Origin of the sequence: Bacillus sp. MT(2024) (assembly GCF_036362845.1) — a bacterium.
In the GTDB taxonomy this organism is placed as follows: domain Bacteria; phylum Bacillota; class Bacilli; order Bacillales; family Bacillaceae; genus Bacillus; species Bacillus velezensis.
This window is the reverse complement of sequence record NZ_CP143632.1, coordinates 3,889,828-3,903,085: the sequence shown is the minus strand read 5'-3', so window position 1 is coordinate 3,903,085 and position 13,258 is coordinate 3,889,828. Positions and strand designations below refer to the sequence as shown.

The window sequence follows — 13,258 nt, the reverse complement described above, 5'->3', positions numbered from 1 at the left end:
TTGCACTGGCTTTTTTTATTATCTATCGTCACTCCGTCTCTTCCTTCCACTTCTTATCAATCAGCATTTTCCCCGGCCAAGTGTATGCCATGATGCCGCCGTCTGCGGTGATGTCTTCTCCCGTGACGTAAGAGCTGTCGTCTGAAGCGAGGAAGAGCGCGACAGCCGCCATTTCTTCCGGTTTTCCGAGCCGGCCGAGCGGCGTGATCCATTTGTTGGCTTCACGGAACGCCTCGCCCATTTCGTCTTCTTTCGTGCCTGCCAATTTATCAATGAGCGGCGTTTCAATTGTGCCCGGCGATAAGGAATTGACGCGGATTCCGCTTCTGGCGTAATCAATGGCCATCGCTCTCGTCAGGTTCGTGATTCCGCCTTTTGCGGCGTTATAACCGGAGCGGTCAAGGTCTGCGGCCCGGCCGGACATGGAGGAGGTGTTGATGATGGAGCCTCCTTTTTCGAGCATGAGCGGAATCAGGTATTTGCTGCACAGAAATGTGCCGCGCAGATCGACGGCGATGATCCGGTCAAACAGGTCGACCGGGTATTCATGGACTTTGCCGCCCTCTTGGTCAACACCGGCATTGTTAAACAGAATATCAATTGTTCCGTACTTTTGCTGAATGCCGTCTGCAAAAGACTTTACGCTTTCTTCATCTGATACATCAAGGTGAAAGGCTTCTGCTTCTCCGCCGTTTTTTCTGATGGCGCTGACGGTTTCATTCAGTTCGCTTTCATTGATGTCACCGCAGATCACGCGGGCGCCTTCATCGGCGAAAACCCGTGCCGTCGCTTGTCCGATGCCTGTCGCGGCCCCTGTGATGATTGCGGTTTTGTCTGTTAATCTTCCCATATTGCGATTCCTCCTTTTTCTATACCTGTTCCCGCTGAATAGGGGGATAAACATATGGAGGTTTGTTTCTAAATACCTATTAAATATGTTAATATTATGTATATACATCATTGGGAGGTTTACATATTTTGAAGATACAGCATAAGAAGGAGATAGCGTTTTATTGTTATGCCATTGTTCCTATGGGATTTGTGATTTACACCGTTATCTCTATTCTGTTTCAGGACATCACGTTTCCTCTCACTGTAAGAAATGTTCTGCATGAGTCTTTGCGAAACTTGGGATCTCTTATCTTATTTAGTTTGTTTTTCTACCCGTCATACATATGGATGAAGAAGGAATTCGGCCGCCGGAAAGAAGCAGAGAGGAGAGGATGATCAACATTCTCTCTTTTTTATTGATAAAATGGGTGAAATGAATCCATTAACATGTTAAATTTACAATATATGCATCTGCTAATCCTAGTTGACAATTGTCACTGTATATGATAAATAGATGCTGAAAAGATTTTACATAACATCAAAGCATAATTAAAGGAGAGATCTGAAGTGCGGAAAAAAAAGTTTAAAGCGGAATCCAAGCGATTGCTGGACATGATGATTAACTCCATTTACACGCAGAAGGAAATTTTTCTCCGCGAGTTAATTTCCAACGCGAGCGATGCGATTGACAAAATCTATTACAAGGCGTTAACCGATGATTCATTAACGTTTGATCAAGACAATTACTATATAAAAGTGACGGCGGACAAAGAAGCGAGAACGCTCACCGTCACAGATACCGGTATCGGGATGACAAAAGACGAGCTTGAACAGAATCTCGGCACGATTGCGAAAAGCGGTTCACTCGCTTTCAAGCAAGAAAATGACTCGAAAGACGGCCATGACATTATCGGCCAGTTCGGCGTCGGATTTTATGCGGCGTTTATGGTGGCTGATAAAGTCACGGTGAAAAGTAAGGCGCTCGGCAGTGACGAGGCGTATGTATGGGAGTCGGAAGGGGCCGCCGGCTACACGATCGCGCCGTGTGACAAGGAAACCGTCGGTACGGAAATCACCCTGAAAATAAAAGAAAACACAGAAGATGAAAGCTATGATGAGTTTTTAGAAAACTACCGCATCAAAGCGATCGTGAAAAAGTACTCTGATTTTATCCGCTACCCGATCAAAATGGAAGAGACGGTCAACAAGCCGAAAGAGGGCAGCGAGAACGAATTTGAAGAAGTTCAGGAAGAACAGACGGTCAACAGCATGGTGCCGATCTGGAGAAAAAACAAAAGCGAGCTGACGGATGAGGATTACGAGGCTTTTTACGCTGAAAAGCATTATGGCTTCGATAAACCGCTGACCCACGTGCACATCAGCGTCGATGGAGCGGTGCGCTACAATTCGATTTTGTTTATTCCGGAAAACATGCCGTTTGACTATTATACGAAGGAATTCGAAAAAGGATTGGAGCTGTATTCCAACGGCGTGCTGATCATGAACAAATGCGCCGACCTGCTTCCGGATCATTTCAGCTTTGTAAAAGGCATGGTGGACTCTGAGGATCTGTCGCTGAACATTTCCAGAGAGATGCTGCAGCACGACCGCCAGCTGAAGCTGATTGCGAAAAACATCAATAAAAAAATCAAAGCCGAGCTGAAGAGCCTGCTGAAGAACAAAAGAGAAAAATACGAATCTTTCTATGAATCTTTCGGCAGACAGCTGAAATTCGGCGTCTATAATGATTTCGGCGCGAATAAAGACGTCTTAAAAGATCTGCTTCTCTTCTATTCATCTAAGGAGAAAAAGCTCGTCACTCTGGACGAATATGTGTCCAGAATGCCTGAGGATCAAAAATATATCTATTACGCGTCCGGCGATTCATATGAGCGGATTGAAAAGCTGCCGCAAACTGAAATGGTGGCGGACAAAGGCTACGAGATTTTATATTTCACGGAAGATATTGATGAATTCGCGATCAAAATGCTGACAAGCTACGAGGAAAAAGAGTTCAAATCCGTCTCAAGCGCCGACTTAGGCATCGACAGTGACGAAGATGAAAAGCAGACTGAAGCCGAAGAAAACGAATATAAAGACCTGTTCGAAAGCATGAAAGAGATTCTTGCGGATAAAGTCAAGAACGTCAGAGCATCGAAACGCTTAAAATCCCATCCGGTCTGCTTTGCGACAGACGGCGAAGTGACGATCGAAATGGAGAAAGTATTAAACGCCATGCCTGACAGCCAGCAGGTCAAAGCGGAAAAAGTGCTGGAAATCAACCCGAACCACGAAGTGTTTGAGACGTTAAAGAACGCGCACGGGCAAGATCGGGAAAAGCTTGCTTTATACACAAACCTGCTGTACAATCAGGCGCTTCTGATTGAAGGACTGCCGATCCATGATCCAGTCGAGTTTACGAATGACATCTGCAAAGTTATGGTATGACGCCAAAAAGGAATCGCCCAGCGGGGGCGATTCCTTTTTTGATTACAGTGTGCGCTGTTTAAGAATTTGATTTTGTTTGCTGCGCTTCTTTAAGGAGAACCGTTTTTTCAAGTGCGTTTCGATTTCTTCTAAACTTTTGCCCTTCGTTTCAGGAACGATGTAAGCGGCGAAGAAGAAGGATGTGAGGCAGATGACTGAGAATATTCCGAATACCCAGCCGATGCCCATGGCGCTCAGCATAAGCGGGAATACCAGTGAAACGACCAGGTTTGTTGCCGACAGAATCAATGTCGTAAATCCGGTTGCGGCTCCGCGTGCGTTTGACGGGAACAGCTCCGGCATCAGGACCCATACGACGGGACCCCATGTCGCCTGATAAAAGACGATATAGATTCCGAGAAACAGCACGGTCAGCCAAGCTGTTGAAGCTGACAGGCCGGCCAGAAGGAGAATGGCTGATAGTGACGCCAGGCTCAAGGTAATGCCGACACTTCCCCACATCAGCAGTTTTTTCCGGCCGATCCGGTCAATTAAGATCATGGCGGTGATACACATGATGACGTTTAAGACACCGATGCCCATCGTGCCGAGAACGGACGCCGAAGTGCCGAGTCCGGCCTTTGTAAAGATGGTCGGCGCATAGTAAATTACCGTGTTGATCCCGACCGCCTGCTGGAAGATGGCGAGGCCGATCCCGATCAGCAGCATAGGGCGGATCCATTTTGCTTTCAGCAAGCCGAGTGTAGATTCTTTTTTCTCAGCTTCTCCTTGTTTCATTTCCGCCAATTCAACGGCGATATCCTCTTTGTCGTGAGTCATTTCCATGACTTGTCTGGCTTCCTGCTCACGGCCGCGTTTGACGAGCCATCTCGGAGATTCCGGCATAAACGCGATTCCGATTAATAAAAGCGCCGCCGGTACTGCCGCGAGACCGACCATCCAGCGCCAAGCTTCAAACGGGGTGAATATGTAATTCACAATATATGCGAGTAAAATTCCGGTCACAATCATTAAGTTATTCAATGTGCCGAGCGTTCCGCGTATTTTTGTCGGCGCCATCTCAGATAGATAAACGGGAACCAGCGCCGTTGAGCCTCCGACGGCTAACCCGAGAATGACACGGGAGATAATCAGCATAGTGACGGTTTGCGAAGCCGCACAGGCAAGCGCGCCGATAATAAAAATGAGTGAAAGGACGAAAACCACTTTTCTCCGGCCCCATCGGTCAGAGCATGTCCCGCTTAAGGCGGACCCGAAAATCGCACCGAGCAGCAGCATGCTGACGACCAATCCCTCGGTCAGCGTGTTTAAAGGAATATCATTGTTAATAAATAACAAAGCCCCTGAAATCACACCGGTGTCATAGCCGTAAAGCAGCCCGCCCAATGCTCCGAAAAAGTAAATCAGGTATTTTTTGGTGTTTTTCTTCACAGATGATCCTCCTCATCTTTTGGAACGCATAATAGTTTATTTAGATAACTATTTCATTCCCCGAAGAGAAAAATATAAACATAAAAAACACGCCCTTTCAAAAAGGCGTGTTTTTTTCTTATGAAAACAGCTTATCAATAAACGCGATTTCTTCAGCAGATAGCGTAATGGAGGCTGCTTTCACGTTGTCTTTTAATTGATCCGCGCGTTTGGCGCCCGGAATCAGGATATCGATTTCAGGTCTCGCCAAGTACCAGGCAAGCACGATATGCGCCGTATCGGCATTGTGCTTTTCGGCAATCGGTTTGAGCTGGTTGACTTTTTTGATGTTTTCTTTAAACTGCTCCCCTTGGAAATGCGCCTGATCATTGCGCAGGTCGCCTTCCGGGAAGGTTGTGTTCTCGTCGTATTTGCCGGCCAGCAGTCCGGATACGAGCGGGAAGTACGGAATGAATGAGATGCCGTGTTCTGTCGTATAAGGGAAGAAAGTCTTTTCCGCCTCACGGTTCAGCAGGTTGTATTCTCCTTGAACCACGTCGACTAAGCCGTCTTTATTGGCTTCTTTCAGCTGCTCCAAAGAGAAATTGGATACGCCGATGGAACGGATTTTTCCTTCTTTTTTCAGCTCATTCAATGCTTGAACGGCTTCGTCCTTCGGCGTGTGCTCATCCGGGAAATGGATGTAGAATAAATCGATGTAATCAGTCTGCAGGCGTTTCAGGCTGTCTTCGACTGATTGTTTCAAAAAGGCCGGTGAGTTGTCGAAAACAAAGTCATTGCCTTCTTTTCTGTGAGCGGCTTTTGTGGCGATGAAGACATCCTCGCGGTTATATTCTTTCAGCACCTCGCCGATCAATTCTTCAGAACGGCCCACACCGTAAATATAGGCAGTATCTAACATGGTAACGCCGCTTTTAATCGCTTCCCGGACCAATTCTTTTCCCGTCTCTTCATTCAGATTCGGATAGAGATTGTGCCCGCCGACCGCATTTGTTCCCAAACCGATCGGAAATACCTTTAGGTCAGTTTTGCCGATTGTTACTTTGCTCATGTTTTCGCCCCCTGAAAAAATTGGATATCATAGCGCCTGCCGGAAAAATACGGCAGCGTTCTCTATTAACTATAACGCTATGCCAAGTGAATGTCGATTTGGTGCTCTTGGCAATACTTCGTATATTCCTCATCGAGCTGCTGAGAAGTGACAATGCTGTGAAGCCGGTCGAAAGGCGCGTATGTCAAAAGCGTGGATTTGCCGAATTTGGAATGATCCGCGAGCAGATACACTTCGTTCGCCTTTTCGGAAATTTTCTTTTTCACCTCGTATTCCAGTAAATCGGAATTCGTCAGGCCGTGGGTGATCGTTGTCCCTGTAGCGGACATGAACGCCTTGTTAATGTTGTATTTATTGAGGGTGCTCGGATCATCAATGCCGACAAACGACCTTGTCTTCCGCTTGTAGTTATTGCCGATGATGATCAGGTCGATATTTTTCATGGATGAAGCGGCGTTAATAATATCAAGGCTGTTCGTCAACACCGTTACATTCTTATCCGGATCAAGCGTCTCCAGCATCGATTTGGTCGTCGTGCCGGAATCAATAAATACAAGATCGTGATCCTCGATAAACCGCGACGCATAGCGGGCGATTTTGATTTTTTCATCCTGATGTTGAATGGTGCGGTTCTCAAAAGGGACGAGCACAGATTTTTCTGCTGACGTCACGCCGCCGTACACCTTTTTGATCACCCCTTTTTCCGCAAGCTTATTAATATCGCGTCTGACCGTGTTTTTAGAGACGTTGAATACCTCGCACAGCTCATCCAGCGAAGTGGCTCCGTGTTTGAGAATGTATTCTTCCATCTCCTGAATCCGCATCAGTTTCATAAAAAAACTCCTTCTAGAATTCTTAAAGTAATTAAAATATATAATAAACACCAAGAGTTAATCAATAGTTACTTAACAAATGATAAAAAAGAGGGTTCCCACCGTACGATTCGACACGGTTCTCCAAGTTCCTGTTTTCCCGCTCAAAAAAAGTACGATAAAAATAATGAAAAAATTTTGATTTTTTAGATTGACTTGAAGGTGTGTTGGGCTTACAATGTAACCAAGAAATGACCAAAATATAACCTGTAAAATCAAAAGTGAAAGATGTAACCGTTTGCTTTATCCGGCACATGACCAACTTTTACATGAAAAGATTGGGAGTCACCATCATTTTAGCATTTGTAAGCGTTTAATTCATGTCTTTTATATGAAAAAGATGAATATATTCATCCGTTATTATCCAGCTGACAGGATGTTTACTATTTAAGGAGGCAATGAGAATGGCAGAGATCAGAAAACTGAAAAACTACATCAATGGTGAATGGGTTGAAAGTAAGACAGATCAATATGAAGACGTTGTCAATCCGGCGACAAAAGAAGTGATGTGCCAGGTTCCGATTTCTACACGGGAGGATGTGGAATACGCCGTCCGCTCAGCGTCAGAAGCGTTTAAAACATGGTCGAAGACGGCGGTGCCGCGCCGTGCGAGAATTCTATTTAACTATCAGCAGCTTCTCCAGCAGAACAAAGAAGAGCTTGCCCGTCTGATCACTTTGGAAAACGGTAAAAACACGACAGAAGCACTCGGTGAAGTGGGACGCGGAATTGAAAACGTCGAATTCGCAGCGGGAGCGCCGTCACTCATGATGGGCGATTCACTTGCCTCTATCGCGACGGATGTAGAGGCGGCGAATTACCGCTATCCGATCGGGGTGGTCGGCGGTATCGCACCGTTCAACTTCCCGATGATGGTCCCGTGCTGGATGTTTCCGATGGCGATTTCGTTAGGAAACACTTTCATTCTGAAGCCTTCTGAGCGCACGCCGCTGTTAACGGAAAAACTGGCAGAGCTGTTTGAACAGGCCGGTCTGCCGAAGGGTGTCTTCAATGTCGTGCACGGCGCGCATGACGTCGTAAACGGCATTCTTGAGCATCCGGAGATTAAAGCCATCTCATTCGTCGGTTCAAAACCTGTCGGCGAGTATGTTTTCAAAAAAGGCAGCGAACATTTGAAACGCGTGCAGGCGTTAACGGGCGCAAAAAACCATACGATCGTGTTAAATGACGCCCACCTTGAAGATACGGTCACAAACATTATCGGCGCGGCATTCGGTTCGGCAGGAGAGCGCTGCATGGCATGCGCGGTCGTGACGGTTGAAGAGGGAATCGCCGATGAGTTTATGGCGAAATTACAGGAAAAAGCAGCGGACATCAAGATCGGAAACGGACTGGATGACGGCGTATTTTTGGGACCGGTCATCCGCGAGGACAACAAAAACCGCACGCACAGCTATATTGAAAAAGGCATCGAAGAAGGAGCGAAACTGCTTTGTGACGGCCGTGAACATGTAACGGAAGACGGCTATTTCGTCGGACCGACGATTTTTGACAACGTGACGACGGATATGACGATCTGGAAAGATGAGATCTTTGCGCCCGTTCTGTCGGTCATGCGTGTGAAAAATTTAAAAGAAGCGGTTGACATCGCCAACCAGTCTGAATTTGCGAACGGCGCCTGCCTGTTCACGTCAAATGCGAACGCGATCCGCTACTTCCGTGAGAATATTGACGCGGGAATGCTCGGCATCAACCTTGGCGTCCCGGCGCCGATGGCATTCTTCCCGTTCTCGGGCTGGAAGTCTTCTTTCTTCGGCACATTGCACGCAAACGGAAAAGACAGCGTCGACTTCTATACACGTAAAAAAGTCGTGACGGCACGATACCCGTCTCCTGACTTCAATTGATCAGACAGCCGGCCCGGACGGCTTTGTGATTCCGTCCGGGTTTTCTTTTACCATCCATTAAGGAGGAATAAACATGAGTCATTTGCTGCGCAAACCGCAGGCCGATGAGATTTCTCAAGGTGTGACCATCATACATGACGTCACTTCAGCCAATTCAGACCTCAAATATGTCGGATTTAAAGTCGTTGATCTCGCTCCCGGCTCAACATATACAGAAGATTTGAAAAAGACGGAGTGCTGCATCGTTGCGGTAACGGGAAAAGTTACCGTCACTGATTATGATCAGACATTTGAAAGCATCGGCACCCGTGAAAGCGTATTTGATAGAAAACCGACGGACAGCGTTTATGTGTCCAATGACCGCTCTTTTGGAATCACAGCCGTCAGCGGGGCGAGGGTCGCGCTGTGCTACTCTCCGTCCGAACACCAGCTTCCGACAAAGCTGATTAAAGCGGAAGACAACGGTGTGGAACATCGCGGCAAGCTGGCAAACAAACGAACCGTTCATAACATTCTCCCCGATTCAGATCCATCGGCAAACAGCCTTCTCGTTGTTGAAGTTTACACGGACAGCGGCAACTGGTCGAGCTACCCGCCTCATAAACATGACCAAGACAATCTGCCGGCTGAATCCTTTTTAGAAGAAACCTATTACCATGAAACGGACCCGCCGCAGGGATTTGTCTTCCAGCGTGTGTACACGGACGACCGCTCGATTGACGAGACGATGACCGCAGAAAATGAAAACGTTGTCATCGTGCCGGCGGGCTATCACCCGGTTGGTGTTCCGGACGGGTATACCTCTTACTACCTGAATGTAATGGCGGGACCGACACGAAAATGGAAGTTTCATAATGATCCGGCCCATGAATGGATTCTGGAACGCTGACAAGTGAGGAGTGGCAGATAACGATGAAATATACGTTTAATGAAGAAAAAGAGTTTGATATTGTCGCGATCGGACGCGCGTGTATTGATTTGAACGCGGCGGAATACAACCGGCCGATGGAAGAAACGATGACGTTTTCTAAATATGTCGGCGGCTCCCCGGCAAATATTGCGATCGGCAGCGCCAAGCTCGGATTAAAAGCCGGTTTTATCGGCAAAATCCCGGATGACCAGCACGGCAGATTTATCGTTTCTTATATGCAGGAAAAGGGCGTTGATACGTCACAAATGACCGTTGACAGAGAAGGGCGCAAAGCGGGGCTCGCTTTTACGGAAATTCTCAGTCCCGAAGAGTGCAGCATTCTGATGTACCGGGATGACGTGGCGGATTTGTATCTAGAGCCGTCCGAAGTCAATGAAGGCTACATCGCAAACGCGAAAATGCTGCTCGTATCAGGTACGGCGCTTGCGAAAAGTCCGTCGCGCGAAGCCATCTTAAAAGCGGTGCAAATCGCAAAAAAACATGGCGTAAAAGTCGTGTTTGAGCTCGACTACCGTCCGTATACATGGCAATCGGCAGAAGAAACAGCCGTGTACTACACGCTGGTGGCGGAACAATCCGATATCGTCATCGGTACGCGTGACGAATTTGACGTAATGGAAAACCGCAGCGGCGGAAATAACGATGAAACCGTCCGCCATTTGTTTGCGCACTCCGCCGACCTTGTCGTCATTAAGCACGGCGTTGACGGATCATACGCATACAGCAGATCGGGGGAAGTTTTCCGGGCGCACGCCTATAAAACAAAGGTGCTGAAGACCTTCGGAGCGGGTGATTCCTATGCGTCAGCCTTCATCTACGGACTGGTCAGCGGCCGGGATATTGAAACGGCTTTAAAATACGGGAGCGCTTCCGCTTCCATCGTCGTCAGCAAACACAGCTCCTCAGAAGCAATGCCGGCTGCCGGTGAAATCATCGAACTGATTGAAGCGCAGCACAGTCTTAACGGTAAATAGAACGTATAAAAGGTGGGATCGTTTGTGGGTAAGACCATTCGCTTAACGACAGCACAAGCGCTGATTCAATTCTTGAACCGGCAGTACATTCATGTTGACGGAAAAGAAGAGCCGTTCGTTGAGGGCATCTTCACGATTTTCGGCCATGGAAATGTGTTGGGGATCGGGCAGGCGCTCGAGCAGGACGCCGGGCACCTGAAAGTCTATCAAGGCAAAAACGAACAAGGCATGGCGCATGCCGCGATGGCATACAGCAAGCAGATGCTGAGAAGAAAAATTTACGCGGTATCGACATCGGTCGGTCCGGGTGCCGCTAACTTGACAGCTGCCGCGGGTACGGCGCTGGCCAATCATATTCCGGTGCTGCTGCTTCCGGCCGATACCTTTGCAACGAGGCAGCCTGACCCGGTGCTTCAGCAGGTGGAGCAGGAATACAGCGCCGCCGTCACAACAAACGATGCGTTAAAGCCCGTGTCCCGCTATTGGGACCGCATCACCCGACCTGAGCAGCTGATGAGCAGCTTAATCCGGGCATTTGAAGTGATGACAGATCCGGCAAAAGCGGGCCCGGCCACCATCTGTATTTCTCAGGATGTAGAGGGAGAAGCATTTGATTTTGATGAAAGCTTCTTTGAAAAACGCGTTCATTACATTGACCGGATGCAGCCTAGCGAGCGTGAGCTGAAAGGCGCCGCGGAGAGAATTAAGGAGAGCAGCCGTCCCGTCATTTTAGTGGGCGGCGGCGCGAAGTACTCCGGCGCGCGTGAGGAATTAATCGCGCTTTCTGAAACATACGGCATTCCGCTTGTCGAAACGCAGGCCGGCAAGTCAACGGTTGAAGCCGATTTCGCCAACAATCTGGGCGGCATAGGCATCACGGGCACACTCGCCGCAAACAAAGCCGCCCGCCAGGCTGATCTGATCATCGGTGTCGGCACACGGTACACGGACTTTGCGACATCCTCGAAAACAGCGTTTGATTTTGACAAAGCAAAATTTTTGAATATCAACGTCAGCCGCATGCAGGCATACAAGCTTGACGCGTTTCAGGTCGTAGCCGATGCGAAAGTGACGCTCGGCAGGCTGCACGGCTTATTAGACGGATATAAAAGTGCATTCGGCACGGCGATTAAAGATTGGAAAGATGAATGGCTGGCTGAACGGGACCGGCTCGGCAAGATCACTTTTACACGTGACGCGTTCAAGCCGGAAATTAAAAACCATTTCTCACAGGACGTGTTAAACGAGTATGCCGACGCGCTCGAGACTGAGCTGCCGCAAACAACGGCGCTGTTGACCATCAATGACACGATTCCTGAAGACAGCGTCGTCATCAGTTCGGCGGGATCTCTTCCGGGGGATCTGCAGCGGCTGTGGCATTCCAATGTCCCGAATACGTACCATCTGGAGTACGGCTATTCCTGCATGGGATATGAAGTATCGGGCACGCTCGGCCTCAAGCTGGCTCATCCCGACAAAGAAGTCTATTCACTCGTCGGCGACGGAAGCTTTCTGATGCTGCACTCAGAGCTGATTACCGCGCTTCAATATAACAAAAAAATCAATGTCCTGCTCTTTGACAACTCCGGGTTCGGCTGTATCAACAACCTGCAGATGGATCACGGGAGCGGCAGCTATTTCTGCGAGTTCCGCACAGAGGACAATCAGATTTTAAACGTTGATTACGCGAAGGTGGCAGAGGGCTACGGCGCTAAAACATACAGAGCCAATACGGTTGAAGAACTGAAAGCGGCGCTTGAAGATGCGAAAACGCAAGAGGTATCCACTTTAATTGAAATGAAGGTTCTGCCGAAAACGATGACGGACGGCTATGACAGCTGGTGGCATGTCGGCGTGGCGGAAGTGTCGGAGCAGGAAAGCGTTCAGCGGGCATACGAAGCGAAAGAGATGAAGCTGAAGTCTGCGAAGCAGTATTAGAGGGGAGGCATCACGATGGGCAAACAAAATATTTTGTGGGGCATCGCTCCCATTGGGTGGCGAAATGACGATATGCCGGAAATCGGAGCCGGGAATACGCTGCAGCATTTGTTAAGCGATATTGTTGTCGCCGGTTTTCAAGGTACGGAAGTGGGAGGGTTTTTCCCTGAACCCTCCGTCCTCAATAAGGAGCTGGCTCTCCGGAACTTGCGGATTGCGGGGAAATGGTTCAGCAGCTTTATCATTCAAGACGGTATTGAAAAAACGGCTGAACAATTTACAGAACACTGTGATTATTTGCAGAAAGTCGGAGCGGATGCCGCCATCGTTTCTGAACAGACGTACAGTGTCCAAGGCTTGGACATTGATGTATTTAAGAAAAAACCGCACTTCTCAGATGAAGAATGGGATACACTGTGCCAAGGCTTGAACCGTCTCGGGAAAATCGCTGACGAATACGGGCTGGATCTCACGTTTCATCATCATCTCGGCACAGGCGTCCAGACGGCGGAAGAAGTTGACCGGCTGATGGATGGAACGGACCCGCGGTATGTCCATTTACTTTATGATACCGGCCATGCCTATATCTCGGACGGAGACTATATGACGATTCTCAACAAGCATATGGATCGGATCAGACACGTTCATTTCAAGGACGCGCGGTTTGACATTATGGAGCGGTGCAGACAGGAAGGAAAGTCATTCAGGCAGTCATTTTTACAGGGCATTTTTACGGTTCCCGGAGACGGATGCATCGATTTTACAGAAGTGTACCAAACGCTCGTCCGTCATGATTATTCAGGCTGGATCGTCATTGAAGCCGAACAAGACCCGGCAGTCGCCAATCCGCTTGAGTACGCGCTGATTGCGAGAAAGTACATCGACAGTGAACTGCTTGATCCTGCAAATTAGAG

The 13,258-nt window shown here is 48.4% G+C and carries 11 protein-coding genes; 7 read left to right on the top strand and 4 right to left on the bottom strand.

What is annotated here, in order from left to right:
• Window positions 1–28: 28 nt before the first annotated feature.
• Window positions 29–850, bottom strand: a complete 822-nt coding sequence (locus VP472_RS19410) for an SDR family oxidoreductase (protein WP_146275906.1) — start codon at window positions 848–850, stop codon at window positions 29–31.
• Window positions 851–978: 128 nt separating this feature from the next.
• On the opposite strand from VP472_RS19410, the gene VP472_RS19405 reads away from it, so the two are divergent.
• Entirely contained in the window at window positions 979–1,227 is a 249-nt protein-coding gene (locus tag VP472_RS19405; protein ID WP_014306134.1) for a hypothetical protein, read from the top strand.
• 171 nt (window positions 1,228–1,398) lie between these two features.
• A complete protein-coding gene (htpG, locus tag VP472_RS19400) occupies window positions 1,399–3,279 on the top strand; it encodes a molecular chaperone HtpG (protein ID WP_146275904.1) in 1,881 nt (626 codons plus the stop codon).
• 42 nt (window positions 3,280–3,321) lie between these two features.
• Here htpG and VP472_RS19395 read toward each other — a convergent pair whose 3' ends face one another.
• From VP472_RS19395 to VP472_RS19385, 3 genes are all read right to left on the bottom strand, one after another.
• Window positions 3,322–4,710, bottom strand: a complete 1,389-nt coding sequence (locus VP472_RS19395) for a sugar porter family MFS transporter (RefSeq protein WP_146275902.1) — start codon at window positions 4,708–4,710, stop codon at window positions 3,322–3,324.
• Between the two features lie 118 nt (window positions 4,711–4,828).
• Complete coding sequence (locus tag VP472_RS19390; protein ID WP_070082618.1) at window positions 4,829–5,761, bottom strand: aldo/keto reductase; 933 nt, start codon at window positions 5,759–5,761, stop codon at window positions 4,829–4,831.
• A 77-nt stretch (window positions 5,762–5,838) separates the two neighbouring features.
• Complete coding sequence (locus VP472_RS19385; RefSeq protein WP_004393223.1) at window positions 5,839–6,594, bottom strand: DeoR/GlpR family DNA-binding transcription regulator; 756 nt, start codon at window positions 6,592–6,594, stop codon at window positions 5,839–5,841.
• A 443-nt stretch (window positions 6,595–7,037) separates the two neighbouring features.
• Here VP472_RS19385 and iolA point away from each other — a divergent pair, with 443 nt between their 5' ends.
• The 5 genes from iolA to iolE all read left to right on the top strand — a co-directional run bounded on the left by iolA (window position 7,038) and on the right by iolE (window position 13,256).
• The gene (gene iolA, locus VP472_RS19380) at window positions 7,038–8,501 is read left to right on the top strand and encodes a methylmalonate-semialdehyde dehydrogenase (protein ID WP_014306132.1); all 1,464 of its coding nucleotides are present in this window, start codon (window positions 7,038–7,040) and stop codon (window positions 8,499–8,501) included.
• 73 nt (window positions 8,502–8,574) lie between these two features.
• Entirely contained in the window at window positions 8,575–9,390 is an 816-nt protein-coding gene (gene iolB / locus VP472_RS19375; RefSeq protein WP_015387476.1) for a 5-deoxy-glucuronate isomerase, read from the top strand.
• Window positions 9,391–9,413: 23 nt separating this feature from the next.
• Window positions 9,414–10,406, top strand: coding sequence for a 5-dehydro-2-deoxygluconokinase (iolC, locus tag VP472_RS19370; protein ID WP_070082615.1), 993 nt, complete (start codon window positions 9,414–9,416; stop codon window positions 10,404–10,406).
• A gap of 24 nt (window positions 10,407–10,430) precedes the next feature.
• Window positions 10,431–12,344, top strand: coding sequence for a 3D-(3,5/4)-trihydroxycyclohexane-1,2-dione acylhydrolase (decyclizing) (gene iolD / locus VP472_RS19365; protein WP_076851320.1), 1,914 nt, complete (start codon window positions 10,431–10,433; stop codon window positions 12,342–12,344).
• Between the two features lie 15 nt (window positions 12,345–12,359).
• Window positions 12,360–13,256, top strand: coding sequence for a myo-inosose-2 dehydratase (gene iolE / locus VP472_RS19360; RefSeq protein ID WP_102422099.1), 897 nt, complete (start codon window positions 12,360–12,362; stop codon window positions 13,254–13,256).
• Window positions 13,257–13,258 lie beyond the last annotated feature (2 nt).